This is a genomic window from Methylobacterium sp. FW102-HT35C08 (assembly GCF_058790235.1).
In genome coordinates this window covers 1,970,714-1,985,353 of sequence record NZ_JBYTCL010000002.1, presented here as the reverse complement: position 1 = coordinate 1,985,353, position 14,640 = coordinate 1,970,714, and the positions used below count along the sequence as shown (strand labels likewise).

Genomic DNA, 14,640 nt, shown 5'->3' with positions numbered 1-14,640 from the left:
TGCGGGGTCGGGAGCCGGATCATGCAGGCTATTGACCGCACGGAGCTCGATGCGCAGACCGGCGGCGACGCCGACCTCGCCCGCGAGGTCCTGGACCTGTTCGCCGGCCAATGCCGGTCGATCCTGGCGCGCCTGACCGATCCGGCCCTGCCGCGGGACCGGCGCGCCGACCTCGCCCACACGCTCAAGGGCTCGGCCGCCGGGGTCGGGGCCGCTCAGGTGTGCGCGCTGGCCGACGTCGCGGAGACGCACCTGCGGTCCGGCGCCGGACCAGTCGCCCTCGACGCCCTCGCGGACGCGGTCACGGCGGCGCTGTCCGAGATCGCGGCCGCGCGGACCTGAAAGCCGCCCTCCGGGCGCCTTCGACGCGCGCGTTCTTGCAATGCGGCGATCGATCCGGGACCGGCGTCAACCGCCGCGCTTGCATTCCGCGTTTCCAGCCGCCAAGCAGGCACGCCGCCCGTCGGACAGAGTGCGCTCGACGCGAGCCCGGAGCCCCCAGCATGCCCAAGATCACCTACGTCGACCACGCCGGGACGGAGCGGACCGTCGAAGGCAGCGTCGGCGCGACCGTGATGGAGACGGCGCTGCGCAATAACGTCCCGGGGATCGATGCGGAGTGCGGCGGCGCCTGCGCATGCGCCACCTGCCACGTCTACGTCGCCGACGCCTGGATCGAGACGGTCGGCAAGGCGCAGGACATGGAGCAGGACATGCTGGATTTCGCCAGCGACGTCCGTGAGAATTCCCGCCTATCCTGCCAGATCAAGATCACGCCGGCGCTGGACGGCCTCGTGGTGACGACGCCGTCCCAGCAGGGCTGACACGGCACCGTTCAGGGCGTTCGATCACATCCCGTCATCGCGCGCGCAGCGAAGCGACCCAGGGTAGCGCGATATCCGTGTATGTGGCGCCGCTGGATTGCTTCGCTGCGCTCGCAAGGACGGCATCGCCTCCGCCCGCATCGCGCGGTGAGACCCTAAACCCACCTGTTATCGCACAAGCGCCCGCGCCGCCGCGTCGAGTCCCTCCAGGGTCAGCGGGTACATCCGGCCCGAGACCAGCCGCTGCATCATGCCGATCGACTGGGTGTAGCCCCAGTGGGTCTCGGGGACGGGGTTGAGCCACGCCGCCTTCGGAAAGTGGTCGAGGAGCCGCTGCATCCAGACGGCGCCGGCCTCCGCGTTCCAGTGCTCCACCGAACCGCCGGCTGTGGCGATCTCGTAGGGGCTCATCGAGGCGTCGCCCACGAAGACGAGCCGGTAGTCGCTGCCGTAGGTGCGGATCACGTCGAGCAGCGGCGTCTTCGCCTCGTGCCGCCGCCGGTTCTCGGTCCAGACCGCCTCGTAGGGGCAGTTGTGGAAGTAGTAATGCGCGAGGTGCTTGAACTCCGAGCGCGCCGCCGAGAACAGCGCCTCGGCCTGCTCGATGTGCCAGTCCATCGAGCCGCCGACGTCCAGGAACAGCAGCACCTTCACGGCATTGCGCCGCTCCGGCCGCAGCTTCACATCGATGTAGCCCTGGCGGGCGCTTTCGCGGATCGTGCCGTCGAGGTCGAGTTCCTCGGCCGCGCCGGTCCGGGCGAAGCGGCGCAGGCGCCGCAGCGCAAGGCGCATGGTGCGCGCGCCGATCTCTCGGTCGTCGTCGAGATCCTTGAACTCGCGCTTGTCCCAGACCTTCACCGCCCGGAAGTTGCGGTTGCCGTCCTGGCCGATGCGGATCCCTTCCGGGTTGTAGCCGTAGGCGCCGAAGGGCGAGGTGCCGCCGGTGCCGATCCATTTCGAGCCGCCCTGGTGGCGCCCCTTCTGCTCGGCGAGCCGCTGCTTCAGGGTCTCGAACAATTTGTCCCAGCCGAGCGCCTTCAGCTCCGCCTTCTCGGCCTCGGTCAGGTATTTTTCCGCGAGCTTGCGCAGCCACTCCTCGGGAATGGGTGTGGGCTCCACCGCCTCCCCGAGGCTCTCGAGACCCTTGAACACCTTGCCGAACACCCGGTCGAACCGGTCGAGATGCGCCTCGTCCTTCACCAGCGCCGTGCGCGACAGGAAATAGAATGCCTCGACATCGTGCCCGGCGAGGCCCCGGTCGAGGGCGCCGAGAAGCGTCAGGTACTCCTTCAAGGAGACGGGCACCTTGGCGTCCCGGAGGGCCGTGAAGAACTGCAGCAGCATCCCGGGAGAACGCGCCACCCGGAGGCGCGGGTCAAGCCCGAGCGAATCGATGACGGCAGTGCCGCGCTCGGGAAGAGTTTTAGACCGCGATTCTGAATCTTCGCGGATGGTCGACAAGATGCAGCGCTATGAACAGCGCTGATTCAGACGGCCACGCGAGTCTCTCCGCACAAATGGGACTCGTAACCTGGGCATAACTCGCCGAATCTGTTGATATGTGCCCGGACAAGCCTGGCCTGGTCACTCATTCGGTCATGGGAATCGCTCAACTCGGTACATCGAGTGTGTGCGGACGCGGCAACGCGGCCCGCGCAGGGCAAGCGAGGAGACCCGCGATGGCGGTCATCCTGCGGAATCTGGCGGACTTCAAGCGGTTTCTCGGGAAGCCGGGGGCGACGATTCAGCTGGTGCGCAACACCTTCATGGACCGTCAGCCGGACGCGACCCGGGAGGCCTACCGGGACAAGGGCATGTACGCGCCGCGGGCCGTGCAGGCCCTGTCGCGCAAGGCCGCGGTGTTCACCCTGCGCGGCTATCCCGGCACGGTCTGGCTCTATTGGGACAAGGGCGCGCGCGGCTGGCGCTTCTCCGGAGATACCGTGACGGTGCCCCTGGTCACCGGCCTCGGGCCGCCGGACGAGCTGGTCTACCGCTGCAGCTTCGCCGACGGGTTCGAGCCGGCGCCGCGCAGCCGCGTGGCGCGGCGGGCCAAGCACGACGAGGCCCAGCGCGCCTCGGTCTAAGAGACCCGTCACGCCTCCTGGCCGGCCGCCACCTCCTGACGCTCGGGCTCCCGCTTGGCCGACGGCTTGCCCAGAGCTTTGCCCACCGTGCGGCGGGCGCGGAAGATCGGCTTCGCCTCGTTCTCGCGCTTCTTCAGCAGGGTCCGGTACTCGTCCCGACGCTCATGGATCGACGCGATGACGAGTCCCATCGGCACGCCGACATCGACCAGCACGGCCTCGGAGAGCTGCAGGGAGGCCTCGATCGTCTCTGGCACCGCGTCGTCGACGCCGAGTTCGTAGAGGGACGACGCGTGACGGGCGTCGCGGGCACGGGCCACGATGGTCAGGTCCGGCCGCTCCGCGCGGGCCGCCGACACCGCCGCCTCGACGGCGCGCGGATTGTCGAGGGTCACCACCAGGGCCCGGGCCGTGGCGATGTCGCAGCGGCGCAGCATCTCGGTGTTACCGCTGTCGCCGAAATAGACCGGCGCGCCGGCGCGGCGCTGCTCGGCGACCCGGGCGGCGTCGGAATCGAGGGCGAGATACGGGATCTTGTGCCGCTCCAGCATCTCGCCGACCTGTCGGCCGACGCGGCCGAAGCCCGCCACGATCACCCGGTTCTCCACCCGCTCAGGCCACGGCTCCGCCTTGACGGCGGCCTGAGCGCTGGCCGTCGCCCGCATCTTGAGCCGCCGCCCGATCGCCGCCAGAGCCGGGATCATGATCATCGTGACGGTGGTGACCACCAGGGCGGCCGCCCCGACCTCTTCCGGCACCAGCCCGGTCGCCATGGCGCCGCCGATCAGCACGTAGGCGAACTCGCCGCCCGGCCCGAGCAGCAGCGCCGTCTCCAGGGCCACCGGCCGGGGGATCTTCAGGACGGGGGCTGCCATCATCACCACGGCGGCCTTAATCAGGACCAGCGCCAGGGACAGGCCGAGGATCGCCCCCGGCGATGCCATGAGCTGGGCCGGGTCCAGGTTCATGCCCACCGAGACGAAGAACACGCCCAGCAGCAGGCCCTTGAACGGGTCGATCGTCGCCTCGATCGCCCGGCGATACTCGGTCTCGGCGAGCAGCAGGCCGGCCACGAAGGCGCCCAGGGTCATCGACAGGCCGCTCGCCGCCGCGGTCAGCGCCGTGCCGACGATGACCAGCAGGCAGGCCGCCATGAACAGCTCCGTGGAGCGCGTGCGCGCCACCAGCTGGAACAGGGGGCGCAGCGCGAGGCGCCCCGCGACCACGATCAGCACCAGCGCGATCGCCGCCTGGCCGAGCGCCATGGCCAGCGCCCAGCCCTTGTCGCCGCCATCGTCGCGGCCGAGCACCGCGATGGCGAACAGGACCGGCGCCACCGCCAGATCCTGAAACAGCAGGACCGCGAAGCTGGTGCGGCCGGTGGGCGCATTGAGCCGTTTCTGCTCGGCCAGAACCGGCAGCACCACGGCGGTCGACGACAAGGCGAGGCCGATGCCGACGATCACCGCGCCGGTGGGCGGCACGTTGAGCCCGTAGAGGATCGCCCCGAGGATCAGCGCGGAGCAGCCCACCTGCAGGGAGCCGAGGCCGAAGACCAGGCGACGCAGGATCCGCAGGCGCTCCCAGGACAGCTCGATCCCGATCATGAACATCAGGAAGATCACGCCGAACTCGGCGAGATGCGCGATCTCGGCGCGGTTGCCGATGGTGAAGAGGTGAACGGAGGGGTAGGTGTCGGCCAGCCGGCCGAGGCCGAAGGGTCCGAGCAGGGCGCCGGCACCGATGAAGCCGAGAACCGGCGAGATCCGCAGGCGGTGGAACAGCGGCACCACGATGCCCGCCGTGACGAGGAATAGGATCGCTTCCTTGTAGGAGCCCGAATGGACTCCCGAGATCTGGACCTCTGGCATCGGCGGCGGATCGAACCTCGTCTCTCGGGGCGGCGGGGATGCCGATCACGGCTTAGCGATCATGGGTCGGCGCTCCTGCGGGAGCAACCGGTTTCCGTCCCGGATCGGTCCCGCGCAGGTGCGTTCTGACACAAGCCGGATACACGGCCGGGGTGAGACATTTCGGTCACCGGCACGCGGGATGCAGACGGCCATCCAGAGGATGCGTGCAGTGAAGACGTGCAACGCGGCGCAAAATCGGCACAATGCGCGCATACACGCCTGAGTTAACCGGGGGTTAAGCTCGGCCGGGCCGTGCCCGAGACTGGACCCGATGGATGCGACGAGGCCGATGATCTCCATCAAATCGATATTTTCCGGTCCCGCTTCGCCACCCAACCGCGACCTGAAGCGCGAGCAGCGCGAGTGGAAGCTGGAATCGGATCGCTGGCGCCACCAGCGCCACGTCGACAAGGGCTACCGCATCAAGTGGGGCTACGTGGGTATCGCGTACCTCGTCGAGTTCATGGTGATCGGCGCCTCGCTGTGGGGCGCGTGGCTGTTCGCGGGCGTCTATAGCGACGGTGACTGGCACGCCTTCTACTTCATGCTGCTGGCGCCGATGGTCTACGCCGCGGTGGAGCTGTGCCGCGTGCCGCTCGGCATCCTCGCCCGGACCCAGCGCTCGTACTTCGTGCGCGCGCTCGCGGTGATCGGCATCATCTTCGCGGCGGGCGTGACCACCAAGTCGGTGTCGCAGCTCGGCGAGATGATGTTCCATCCCCGCCTGATGGAGGCGGCCCGAACGAAGACTGCCCTGAAGGACGCGCAGGCCGACCGCGCCACGATCGGCGACCGCATCAAGGCGGCCGACGAGCGCGTGGCCCAGTACACCGCCGAGCTCGACCAGATCGAGAAGCGCTCCGCCGACAACGCCCAGCAGCTCGCCGGCCTCCCGGCCCAGCGCTGCGAGCGCGTGTTCGGCACCAACAGCAAGGGCCGCAAGTACCAGAACCTGAAATGCGTGGCCGATCCCCGGGTCGCCGCCCTGTCGCAGGGCGTCGCCAAGGCGTCCGCCGACCGCGCCGGCATGATCAAGGACCTGGAGGAAGCCCGCAAGGCGCGCGCCGCCCTCGATCCGGGGGCCGCCGACCGGCGCGTGGCCGATGCCGAGCAGGGCTACCGCAACGCGGTCAATCGCTCGCAGCTGCATTCCTTCACCGCCATGGTCTACGGCGTCGACCCGATCGACGTGACCGAGAGCCAGGTCCACGCCTTCCTGCGGATCTTCGTGTTCCTGCCGGCGATCTGCGCGGCCTTCGCGTCGACGATCCTGGCGCTCTGCGCGGTCTCGACCCGCCGGACCTTCATGGACGAGGACGACCTCGGCGCCGCCGTGAACCCGGAGGCCGCCCCCTACATGCTGGACGCGATCGCCGACGCCCTGCGCTCGCATCCTGAGCCGATCCTGCCGCGCGCCGCCAACGCCTCGGGCGCGGTGATCCCGATGAACCGACCGGCCCAGGGCCAGCAGGCTCTGCCCAACCAGACCCTGCCGGGCCAGACCCTACCTGCCGCGGGAGCGGGCGCATGAACTACGTCGCGGGCGGAACTCCTGAGAACATCGCCCTCGCCCAACAGGTGAATTCCCGCCTACGGGCGGATTCGAGCTACGTCGCCGCCCGGGCCTTCCTGTTCCGGGCGCTGGGCTTCGGCGCCTTCGCGTGCCTCGCCGGCATCGGCGTCGGGGCGGCGGCCTATGGCTGGGCGACGTTGAACCAGTTCGACACGGCAGCGGAGAAGATCGCCGCCGCCATGCAGGCCGCGCTCTCGGACGTGACCCTGAAGACCAAGGGCGAGGTCACGCTCACCGACAACACCCTCAAGCTCGAGGGCCTGCCCAAGGTCGCCGCCTCCCCGACGCCCACCAAGGCGCAGCTCGGCAGCGACGCCGCCCCGGCCTCCAAGGCGGCGGTGAACACGACCTTCACGGTGTTCAAGCAGGTGCCCTACCTCGACGGGCAGATCGTGACCGGCTGGAACTTCAAGGACAGCGCCGACCAGCCCTACCAGCAATACTGCTACTTCTCCCGCCGCTCCAACGAGGCGAAGGGTCAGGTCGAGATCAAGATCGACCTCGCCATGGACGGCAAGACCCTGCCGCAGCCGCAGAAGTCGGACGTCAACCTCGAGATCCTGGCCCGGAACTGCGTCTGGCACGAGAAGGGCTGATCAGGCTCAGGGCTTAGCCCGAGACTCAAACCCGCTCCCTCATCCTGAGGCGCCGGAGCGCAGCGGAGGCCGCGAAGGAGCTCTCCAGCCAGCTGCGCGATCCCTGGAGCCCTCCTTCGCGGCCCGCCGACGCGGGCACCTCAGGATGAGGGCTGGAGTGGGAGAGGCGCTGTCGGCAAAGCCGCGGCAGAGCGCTTGCGGCCCTGCGGCGCCCCGCGTTACCCGTGACCCCAGGCCCACCTCATCGAGACCGCGATGCGCTTTTCCGGCACCGAGACCTACGTCGCGACCCCCGACCTCACCGCGGCGGTCAACGCCGCAGTCGTGCTCGAACGCCCCCTCCTCGTGAAGGGCGAGCCCGGCACCGGCAAGACCGTGCTGGCCGAGGAGATCGCCAAGGGGCTGAATGCGCCGCTGATCGTCTGGAACATCAAATCGACCACCAAGGCGCAGCAGGGCCTCTACGAGTACGACGCGGTCTCGCGCCTGCGGGATTCCCAGCTCGGCGACCCGCGGGTCTCGGAGATCGGCAACTACATCCGGCGCGGCAAGCTCTGGGAGGCGTTCACCGCGCCCGAGCGCCCGGTCCTGCTCATCGACGAGATCGACAAGGCCGATATCGAGTTCCCCAACGATCTGCTGACCGAACTCGACCGGATGGAGTTCCACGTCTACGAGACCGGCGAGACCGTCAAAGCCGTGCGCCGGCCGATCGTGATCATCACGTCGAACAACGAGAAGGAATTGCCGGACGCGTTCCTGCGCCGCTGCTTCTTCCACTACATCAAGTTTCCCGATTCCGAGACGCTGCAGCGCATCGTCGGCGTCCATTATCCGGGCATCAAGCACCGCCTCGTCGAGGAGGCTTTGCGCACCTTCCTGGCAATGCGCGAGGTCCCGGGCCTGAAGAAGAAGCCCTCGACCTCGGAACTGCTCGACTGGCTGAAGCTCCTCGTCTCCGAGGACATCGCCCCCGAGACCCTGCGCGAGCAGGACGGCCGCAAGCTGATCCCGCCCCTGCACGGGGCGCTCCTGAAGAACGAGCAGGATGTCAGCCTGTTCGAGAAGCTCGCCTTCATGATGCGCCGGGACCAGCGCGGCGGCTGAGCCGCCGGCGCCCTTCCCGAGGCCGCCTATCGGCCCGCGTAGATGTCGGTGATCTGCCCGAGCAGCTTCAGCGCGTCATCGCGGGAGCGCTGGAAAGCGTTGCGCCCGACGATCGAGCCGAAACCGCCCCCGGCTTGGATCGCCCGTATCTCGTCGAGGAACTTGGCCTCCTCGGCGTGGGCGCCCCCGGAGAAGATCACGATCCGCCGGCCGTTGAAGGCGCATTGCACCACGTGGCGGACGCGCTCGGCCGCGGTGCCGATCGGAATCTTGGTCGACTCGTAGACCTTACTGGCCGCCGGCTGCTCGATATGGGCGGTGGGCAGCTTGACCTTGATGATGTGTGCGCCGAGCTGCGCGGCGATCTGCGCCGCGTAGCCGATCACGTCGATGGCGGTCTCGCCCTCCCTCGACAGGGCCGAGCCCCGTGCGTAGGACCAGATCATCACCGCGAGCCCGACGCTCTTGGCTTCCTCGGCGATGGCGCGGATCTGGCCGTACATGGCGTTGCGGTGGGTCGAGCCCGGATAGATCGTGAAGCCGATGGCGCAGGCGCCGAGCCGCAGCGCGTCCGCCACCGAGCCGGTGATGGCCTGCTCGGGATCCTCCTCGTCGGCCAGGAGATCGTGGTCGTTGAGCTTGAGGATCAGCGGGATCCGCCCGGCATAGTCCCGCGCCCCCGCCTCCAGGAAGCCCAGCGGCGCCGCGTAGGCGTTGCAGCCCGCCGCCAGGGCGAGCTCGAAATGGTAGCGCGGATCGTAGGCCGGCGGGTTCGGACCGAAGCTGCGAGCGGGACCGTGCTCGAAACCCTGGTCCACCGGCAGGATCAGCATCTTGCCGGTGCCGCCGAGCCTGCCGTGCTCCAGCATGCGGGCGAGGTTGGTCAGCGTCCCGGGGCTGTCGGCCCCGTACCAGGACAGAATCTCGGTGACGCGGGGCGATCGTTCCATCGGGCAGCCTCCTTCGCCAAAGGCCGACGCGCCGTCTACTGGGGCGCCGCGGCCCGCGTTCCGAACCGGGCGAGGAAAGCCGAGGTTCCCGCGCGCCGCACTTTCGGCTAACCGGTCGAGGGACGTCCACGGGGTCGGTCCGGCGAAAGCCGCGCGCCCCGCCCCGAGACGACGCCACGAATGGCTCCTTCAAAGGCTCATGGGATGCGCAGGCTGATCCTGTTGCGGCACGCCAAGTCGGACCGCCCGGCGGGCGTCGCCGACCGCGAACGTCCGCTCAACGACCGCGGCCGCCGGACCGCGCCGGCCGTGGGCGCCCATCTGGCGAAGGAGGGGTTCCGCCCCGACCTCGCCCTGGTCTCGACGGCGCTGCGGACGCGGGAGACCTGGGATGCGATAGCTTCCGCGCTCGGCAATCCCGAGACGCGCTTGCAGCCGGAGATCTACGAGGCCCCGGCCCGCCGGATCCTCGACATGATCAAGACCGCGCCCGATACGGCGGCCGCCGTGATCGTCGTCGGCCACAACCCGGGCCTCGGCGACCTTGCGGTCGATCTGGCGGGGGAGGGGCCGCGGGCCGCCCGCGACCGCCTCGCCCTGGAGTTCCCGACCGCCGCCTACGCGGTGATCGAGTTCGACGCCGCCCACTGGTCGGAGATCGCCTCGGACCGGGGCCGCCTGGAGCGGTTCGTGCGCCCGCGCGACATCGACCCGGACCTCGCCGGCTGAGATCTCACGCCACCGGCACCGCGGCGGCGTGCGCCTCGACCTCCGCGTGGGAGGGCAGGGGCGAGCCCGGCGCGAAGGCCTCGAAGGCCGCCCAGAAATCCTGCCGGATCGCGTCGCGCTCGGTCAGGATCTCGTGCCGGGAATCCGGCAGGACCAGGATATGGCCGGCCTTCAGCCGGGCCGCGAAACGCTCGGTGTCAGGGGTGCCGCAGACCGGGTCGGCGCCCGCCGCGAGGATCAGCGTCGGCAGCGCGATGCGCGGTGCCGCGCGCGGGTCACGCAGGCGCGCCATGGCCCGGAACGCCTCGGCCAGCCACGCGATCGTCGGATCGCCGACGGCGCCGGCGCCGACCTGCCGGGCCGCCGCGGCATTGCGGGCGTAGCGGACGGGGTCGCGTGAGAGGCGGTTCCCCGCGAAGGGTTTCGTCGCGATCGAGATCGGCTTGCCGAACGGGATGTAGCGGCTCCCCAGCCCGAGCCGATGCAAGCCCCGCGACAGCAGGGCGGCGCCCGCCGGCCAGCGGATCATCCGGATCGACAGCATCGGCGCCAGCGTCACCAAGCGCCGGAACGGCAACCAGCCGTCGAGAGCCCCGAGGAGGGCGACGCATCCGCCCATCGAGTGCGCGAGGCCGATATGCGGCTCCGGCATCAGCGGGACCAGCACCGTCTCGGTGACGGCCTTCAGGTCGAGGCGGTACTCGTCGAAATGGGCGACGTGGCCCTTGTGCGGGTCGTCCACCCGCCGGTCCGACTCGCCCTGGCCGCGCCAGTCGAAGGCGACGACCGCGAAGCCGCGGCTCCGCAGCTCCTGGATCGTCTCGTAGTACTTCTCGATGAACTCGGCACGGCCCTGGAGCAGGCAGATCGTGCCGCGGCAGCTGCGCGCCGTGGTCTGCCAATAGGCCGCCCGCAGGGTGCAATCGTCGCGCGTGCCGACCGCGATCAGGGTGCCGCCGGGCGGCACCGGGTTATCCGGCGTGCTGCGCAGGGTCAGGAGCGGCGGCTCTCGCCCGATCTCACCGTCGAACCGTCTCACAGGGCTCACCTCAAGCGTGTCCGTACGCGGTCCGACCGTAGCGAAAAAAACTCGATTCTTGCTATCGCCCGGGGTCTTGAACCCGGTTTTTCCGCCTCCGATATCTCTCGTGTGCCGGCCATCAGGCGGCACGAAAGACGGGTCCGGCCCTCTGGGCGGACCGGAATTGCATGTTGCTCACACGAGGATATGTCATGCGTCAGTTCGATCTCGCGCCCCTCTACCGTTCCACGGTCGGCTTCGACCGGCTGTTCTCCGCTCTCGACCAGTTCGCGAGCGCCGAGGCTGCGCCCACCTACCCGCCCTACAACATCGAGCGGACCGGCGAGAACGCCTACCGCATCACCGTCGCGGTCGCCGGCTTCACCGAGTCCGACCTATCGATCGAGGTGCGGGAGAACGCGCTCACGCTGAAGGGCGAGCGCAAGCCCGAGGGCAAGGCGGAGTTCCTGCATCAGGGCATCGCGGCCCGCGCCTTCGAGCGCCGCTTCCAGCTCGCCGACCATGTTCAGGTGACTGGCGCCGCGCTTGAGAACGGCCTCCTCCACATCGACCTCGTCCGGGAGGTTCCGGAGGCGAAGAAGCCGCGCCGCATCCAGATCGCCACGGCGGGCCGCGCCAGCGCCCCGGTGATCGAGGGTGACGTCCGCACGGACGCCGTCCAGCAGGCCGCCTGATCCGGCCGGACTTCCAGTCCGACTGACCGGGACCTGAGAGTGACGGAGCGCCCCAGCCGAACGCTGGGGCGCTTTTCTTGTGGCGGCTGTCATAATGGCGTGTGCGTTCGTGCTCTTAAGTCCCCAGGACGGTGCAGGACGCGCACCCGGAGTGATCCCCGACCATGGTCGCCAATCTCGCCCGCGGAGCCTACAGCGCACTCGGAGCCGGCTGGCACAAGGGCGTGCAATGGGGCGTCGGCGCGCCGATCGCCAAGCTGCGCCGTCGGCAGATGCAACCGCGCCTGGACGATCTCGGTCCAGCCGGCATCGCCGATGTCCTCTCGGCCGATCGCGCCATCCGCCTGCCGGATCCGTTCGAGGGGCGTAGCCTCGGCCGCATCGGCAGCCTGGAGGTGCGGCTGGCGACGCGGAAATCCGAGATCCGCCGGGCGCAGCGCCTGCGCTTCAAGGTGTTCTACGAGGAGATGTCGGCGATCCCGACCGGGCTCGCCGCCCTGTCCCGGCGCGACGTCGACAGCTACGACGCGCTCTGCGACCACCTCCTCGTCCTCGATCATGCCGCTCCGAAGCGGACGAAGCCGTTCGTCGAGCCCCGGCCCAAGGTGGTCGGGACCTACCGGCTGCTGCGCAGCGAGGTGGCCGCGCGCCATGCGGGCTTCTATTCCGAGAGCGAGTACGACCTCGGGCCGCTGCTCGCCGCGCAGGGGCATCGGCGGCTGCTGGAACTCGGCCGGTCCTGCGTGCTGAAGCCCTACCGGAGCAAGCGCACCGTCGAGCTGCTCTGGCAGGGGATCTACGCCTATGTCCTGCACCACCGGATCGACGCGCTGATCGGCTGCGCCAGCCTGGAGGGCACCGATCCGGACCGGCTGGCGCTGCCGCTCGCCTTCCTGCACCACCACGCCCGTGCTCCCGAGGACTGGCGCGCCTCGGCACTGCCTGAGCGCGCGGTGGCGATGGACCGGCTGCCGAGGGAGGCGGTCGATCCCAAGGCGGCCCTGCTGGCCCTGCCGCCGCTGATCAAGGGCTACCTGCGCCTCGGCGCCACCTTCGGCGACGGGGCGGTGATCGACCGCCAGTTCGGCACCACCGACGTTTTCGTGACTCTGCCGGTCGAGGCGATCGGCGCGCGCTACCGGGGTCACTTCGCGCCGGCGGGGTGAGGGGGTTGGATCGGACAACCGGAAGTTAAGGCCCGCGCCGTCCTTGCGAGCGGAGCGAAGCAACCCAGGGCAGCGCGGCCTCGGTGAGCGTGGCGATGCTGGGTTGCTTCGCTGCGCCCGCAAAGACGGGTTCCGCGAGAGGCCTTTAAAGATCCCCCAGGGCCAGTTGCCCCTGATTGCGCGCCTTCGGAGGCGGGGCCTTGCGCTCTTTGGTCCGGCCGGAGGCAGAGCGAGCGGCGGCCGACTTCTTGGGTTTGGGATCGCCGCGCATCCGGGCGACCGCCTTGTCGCGGGCCACGGCCTCGGGGGCGCTCGGATCGTCCGTGAGCCACTTGCCGCGCTTGATCACCTCGTTGACCCGGCCCTGGTTCACCCCGACCTTGAAGGCGATCTCCTGCTGGGTCATGCCGGTCGTGGCGTGCAGGTCCAGGATCGCCCGAGCGAGCTCCGGGGTCATCTTCTGTCCGGTCAGCCGCCGGGCCGGCTTGACCGTGCGGGTCGCGCGGTCGCGCTCGCGCAGGCGCTCCAGCAGCGCCAGCGCCATGTTCATGCCGTGCTCGCGCAAGGCTTCCTCGAATTCCTTCAGGGTCGCCATCGGCGCCATCCTCCGCCGCGCTCTTGAGCCGGTACTGGCTGGGGAACGTGCCGGGAACGGAGCGGTTGCGCAAGCGCTGCGGCCGGGTGCGCGACCCGGTGTCGGTGGACGCGCAATGTCATCCACCGGAAATGCCGCCCCTGGCCTGCCCGAGGCGCCTCGGCTACAGGGGCGCACCCGACATGGCAGGCCCAGCCCGCGCACGATGATCAGCCCGATCCGCAGAGTCGCTCCCGGCGAGACGCCCGGCTCCTTGGCCCGGGAGTTGGAGGCCGGGGCGGTCCTGCTGTTCCCCGATCTGCCCTTCCCGTTCAGCGAGTTCGAGCACCGGTTCACCGAGCGGCCCTTCGCGGACGGCAAGGCCAAGAACGTCAACATCCGGGGCGAGGCCGCCGAGCTGCGCGGCGCGGCCGGCACGCCGGAGGAGCAGGAGGCGCTGCGCCAGCTCCTGATCCGGTACCGCGCCTTCGCCCGCGACCTGATCGGCACCTACCTGCCCGAATACCTCGACCGAGTGAGCCTCGCCGGCACCTCCTACCGGCCCTTCGACGTCGACCGGCGCAAGCTGAGCTGGCGGCGCGACGACACGCGGCTGCACGTCGACGCCTTCCCGTCGAACCCGATCGGGGAGAAGCGGATCCTGCGGGTGTTCCGCAACGTCAACCCCGCGGGCGAGCCGCGGCGCTGGCGGGTCGGCGAGGATTTCGGATCGATGGCGGAGAAGTTCCTGCCGCGGCTGCCGGGCTACTCCCCGCTTTCGGCGCGCCTGCTCGCGGCTCTGCGCATCACCAAGGCGAAGCGCTCAGAATACGACCACCTGATGCTGCACCTGCATGACGCCCTCAAGCAGGACGAGACCTATCAGGCGTCGGCGCCCCAGGCCGACGTGGAGTTCCGCCCCGGCGAGACCTGGGTGACCTTCTCCGACCTCGTGATGCACGGCGCCATGGGCGGCCGCTACATGCTGGAGCAGACCGCCTACCTCCCGGTCACCGCCCAGGCCGACCCGGCCCTGAGCCCGCAGCGCATCCTGGCGGCCAAGCTCGGCCGCGCCCTTCGCACCTGAGACAGGAACCGCACCGATGATCCTCGAAATCGCGCAGATCGAGATCAAGCCCGGCCTGGAGGCCGAGTTCGAGAAGGGCATCACCGAGGCCTCGGCGATCTTCAAGCAGGCCAAGGGTTGCCGGCATTTCGAGGTGCGGCGCTCCATCGAGCACCCGCAACGCTACCGGCTGCTGATCCATTGGGACACGCTGGAGGCCCACACCAAGGACTTCACCGGCTCGCAGCCCTGGCAGGATTACCGCGCCCTGGTCTCCCACTGCTTCGCCGGCCCGGTGGCCGTCGAGCACGCCGAGCAGGTGCTGAAGGCGTTCTGAGC

16 protein-coding genes are annotated in these 14,640 nt (G+C 69.7%); 11 read left to right on the top strand and 5 right to left on the bottom strand.

The annotated features are described in order from the left end of the window. Positions 1 to 21 precede the first annotated feature (21 nt). Together AC3WSN_RS09435 and AC3WSN_RS09430 are read left to right on the top strand one after the other, a co-directional pair. Entirely contained in the window at positions 22 to 342 is a 321-nt protein-coding gene (locus AC3WSN_RS09435) for an Hpt domain-containing protein (protein ID WP_192708393.1), read from the top strand. Positions 343 to 503: 161 nt separating this feature from the next. Continuing rightward, positions 504 to 824, top strand: a complete 321-nt coding sequence (locus AC3WSN_RS09430; protein ID WP_192708394.1) for a 2Fe-2S iron-sulfur cluster-binding protein — start codon at positions 504 to 506, stop codon at positions 822 to 824. A gap of 168 nt (positions 825 to 992) precedes the next feature. Here AC3WSN_RS09430 and AC3WSN_RS09425 read toward each other — a convergent pair whose 3' ends face one another. After that, positions 993 to 2,168 carry a vWA domain-containing protein gene (locus tag AC3WSN_RS09425; RefSeq protein WP_492543056.1) on the bottom strand — a complete coding sequence of 392 codons (1,176 nt, stop codon included), beginning with the start codon at positions 2,166 to 2,168 and terminating at the stop codon, positions 993 to 995. Positions 2,169 to 2,503: 335 nt separating this feature from the next. On the opposite strand from AC3WSN_RS09425, the gene AC3WSN_RS09420 reads away from it, so the two are divergent. Next, complete coding sequence (locus tag AC3WSN_RS09420; RefSeq protein ID WP_492537514.1) at positions 2,504 to 2,911, top strand: hypothetical protein; 408 nt, start codon at positions 2,504 to 2,506, stop codon at positions 2,909 to 2,911. An 8-nt stretch (positions 2,912 to 2,919) separates the two neighbouring features. Here the strand turns inward: AC3WSN_RS09420 and AC3WSN_RS09415 are convergent, their stop codons facing one another. Further along, the gene (locus AC3WSN_RS09415; RefSeq protein WP_492537513.1) at positions 2,920 to 4,782 is read right to left on the bottom strand and encodes a cation:proton antiporter domain-containing protein; all 1,863 of its coding nucleotides are present in this window, start codon (positions 4,780 to 4,782) and stop codon (positions 2,920 to 2,922) included. A 313-nt stretch (positions 4,783 to 5,095) separates the two neighbouring features. Between AC3WSN_RS09415 and AC3WSN_RS09410 the strand changes: the two genes are divergently transcribed. From AC3WSN_RS09410 to AC3WSN_RS09400, 3 genes are all read left to right on the top strand, one after another. After that, entirely contained in the window at positions 5,096 to 6,355 is a 1,260-nt protein-coding gene (locus tag AC3WSN_RS09410) for an ATPase (protein WP_192708397.1), read from the top strand. Continuing rightward, the gene (locus AC3WSN_RS09405) at positions 6,352 to 6,993 is read left to right on the top strand and encodes a hypothetical protein (RefSeq protein WP_492537511.1); all 642 of its coding nucleotides are present in this window, start codon (positions 6,352 to 6,354) and stop codon (positions 6,991 to 6,993) included. The genes AC3WSN_RS09410 and AC3WSN_RS09405 overlap by 4 nt, the downstream gene beginning before the upstream one ends. A gap of 255 nt (positions 6,994 to 7,248) precedes the next feature. Then, a complete protein-coding gene (locus tag AC3WSN_RS09400) occupies positions 7,249 to 8,100 on the top strand; it encodes an AAA family ATPase (RefSeq protein WP_192708399.1) in 852 nt (283 codons plus the stop codon). Between the two features lie 26 nt (positions 8,101 to 8,126). Here AC3WSN_RS09400 and AC3WSN_RS09395 read toward each other — a convergent pair whose 3' ends face one another. Next, positions 8,127 to 9,050 (bottom strand): class I fructose-bisphosphate aldolase, encoded by a 924-nt coding sequence (locus AC3WSN_RS09395; RefSeq protein WP_492537508.1) that lies wholly within the window; start codon positions 9,048 to 9,050, stop codon positions 8,127 to 8,129. A 204-nt stretch (positions 9,051 to 9,254) separates the two neighbouring features. On the opposite strand from AC3WSN_RS09395, the gene AC3WSN_RS09390 reads away from it, so the two are divergent. Then, positions 9,255 to 9,779, top strand: coding sequence for a SixA phosphatase family protein (locus AC3WSN_RS09390; protein WP_492537506.1), 525 nt, complete (start codon positions 9,255 to 9,257; stop codon positions 9,777 to 9,779). 4 nt (positions 9,780 to 9,783) lie between these two features. On the opposite strand, the gene AC3WSN_RS09385 is transcribed toward AC3WSN_RS09390, so the two are convergent. Further along, positions 9,784 to 10,818 carry an alpha/beta fold hydrolase gene (locus AC3WSN_RS09385; RefSeq protein WP_492537504.1) on the bottom strand — a complete coding sequence of 345 codons (1,035 nt, stop codon included), beginning with the start codon at positions 10,816 to 10,818 and terminating at the stop codon, positions 9,784 to 9,786. Positions 10,819 to 11,012: 194 nt separating this feature from the next. On the opposite strand from AC3WSN_RS09385, the gene AC3WSN_RS09380 reads away from it, so the two are divergent. Both AC3WSN_RS09380 and olsB read left to right on the top strand, forming a co-directional pair. Beyond that, positions 11,013 to 11,495 carry an Hsp20 family protein gene (locus AC3WSN_RS09380; protein WP_192708402.1) on the top strand — a complete coding sequence of 161 codons (483 nt, stop codon included), beginning with the start codon at positions 11,013 to 11,015 and terminating at the stop codon, positions 11,493 to 11,495. 164 nt (positions 11,496 to 11,659) lie between these two features. Continuing rightward, positions 11,660 to 12,661, top strand: a complete 1,002-nt coding sequence (gene olsB, locus AC3WSN_RS09375) for a l-ornithine N(alpha)-acyltransferase (RefSeq protein ID WP_492537502.1) — start codon at positions 11,660 to 11,662, stop codon at positions 12,659 to 12,661. A gap of 145 nt (positions 12,662 to 12,806) precedes the next feature. Here the strand turns inward: olsB and AC3WSN_RS09370 are convergent, their stop codons facing one another. After that, positions 12,807 to 13,256, bottom strand: a complete 450-nt coding sequence (locus AC3WSN_RS09370) for an RNA polymerase subunit sigma-70 (protein ID WP_192708404.1) — start codon at positions 13,254 to 13,256, stop codon at positions 12,807 to 12,809. Between the two features lie 205 nt (positions 13,257 to 13,461). Between AC3WSN_RS09370 and kdoO the strand changes: the two genes are divergently transcribed. After that, positions 13,462 to 14,322 carry a Kdo hydroxylase KdoO gene (gene kdoO, locus AC3WSN_RS09365; protein WP_492537500.1) on the top strand — a complete coding sequence of 287 codons (861 nt, stop codon included), beginning with the start codon at positions 13,462 to 13,464 and terminating at the stop codon, positions 14,320 to 14,322. A gap of 16 nt (positions 14,323 to 14,338) precedes the next feature. Then, positions 14,339 to 14,638: an antibiotic biosynthesis monooxygenase family protein gene (locus AC3WSN_RS09360; RefSeq protein ID WP_010685588.1), complete on the top strand. Its 300-nt coding sequence runs from the start codon at positions 14,339 to 14,341 to the stop codon at positions 14,636 to 14,638. The last annotated feature ends 2 nt before the right edge of the window (positions 14,639 to 14,640 follow it).

What these genes read in the sequence shown, in the direction of transcription:
- AC3WSN_RS09435 (WP_192708393.1), top strand. Translation starts at nt 22, where the DNA reads ATGCAGGCTATTGACCGCACGGAGCTCGATGCGCAGACCGGCGGCGAC.
- AC3WSN_RS09430 (WP_192708394.1), top strand. Translation starts at nt 504, where the DNA reads ATGCCCAAGATCACCTACGTCGACCACGCCGGGACGGAGCGGACCGTC.
- AC3WSN_RS09425 (WP_492543056.1), bottom strand. Translation starts at nt 2,168, where the DNA reads ATGCTGCTGCAGTTCTTCACGGCCCTCCGGGACGCCAAGGTGCCCGTC.
- AC3WSN_RS09420 (WP_492537514.1), top strand. Translation starts at nt 2,504, where the DNA reads ATGGCGGTCATCCTGCGGAATCTGGCGGACTTCAAGCGGTTTCTCGGG.
- AC3WSN_RS09415 (WP_492537513.1), bottom strand. Translation starts at nt 4,782, where the DNA reads ATGCCAGAGGTCCAGATCTCGGGAGTCCATTCGGGCTCCTACAAGGAA.
- AC3WSN_RS09410 (WP_192708397.1), top strand. Translation starts at nt 5,096, where the DNA reads ATGGATGCGACGAGGCCGATGATCTCCATCAAATCGATATTTTCCGGT.
- AC3WSN_RS09405 (WP_492537511.1), top strand. Translation starts at nt 6,352, where the DNA reads ATGAACTACGTCGCGGGCGGAACTCCTGAGAACATCGCCCTCGCCCAA.
- AC3WSN_RS09400 (WP_192708399.1), top strand. Translation starts at nt 7,249, where the DNA reads ATGCGCTTTTCCGGCACCGAGACCTACGTCGCGACCCCCGACCTCACC.
- AC3WSN_RS09395 (WP_492537508.1), bottom strand. Translation starts at nt 9,050, where the DNA reads ATGGAACGATCGCCCCGCGTCACCGAGATTCTGTCCTGGTACGGGGCC.
- AC3WSN_RS09390 (WP_492537506.1), top strand. Translation starts at nt 9,255, where the DNA reads ATGCGCAGGCTGATCCTGTTGCGGCACGCCAAGTCGGACCGCCCGGCG.
- AC3WSN_RS09380 (WP_192708402.1), top strand. Translation starts at nt 11,013, where the DNA reads ATGCGTCAGTTCGATCTCGCGCCCCTCTACCGTTCCACGGTCGGCTTC.
- olsB (WP_492537502.1), top strand. Translation starts at nt 11,660, where the DNA reads ATGGTCGCCAATCTCGCCCGCGGAGCCTACAGCGCACTCGGAGCCGGC.
- AC3WSN_RS09370 (WP_192708404.1), bottom strand. Translation starts at nt 13,256, where the DNA reads ATGGCGACCCTGAAGGAATTCGAGGAAGCCTTGCGCGAGCACGGCATG.
- kdoO (WP_492537500.1), top strand. Translation starts at nt 13,462, where the DNA reads ATGATCAGCCCGATCCGCAGAGTCGCTCCCGGCGAGACGCCCGGCTCC.
- AC3WSN_RS09360 (WP_010685588.1), top strand. Translation starts at nt 14,339, where the DNA reads ATGATCCTCGAAATCGCGCAGATCGAGATCAAGCCCGGCCTGGAGGCC.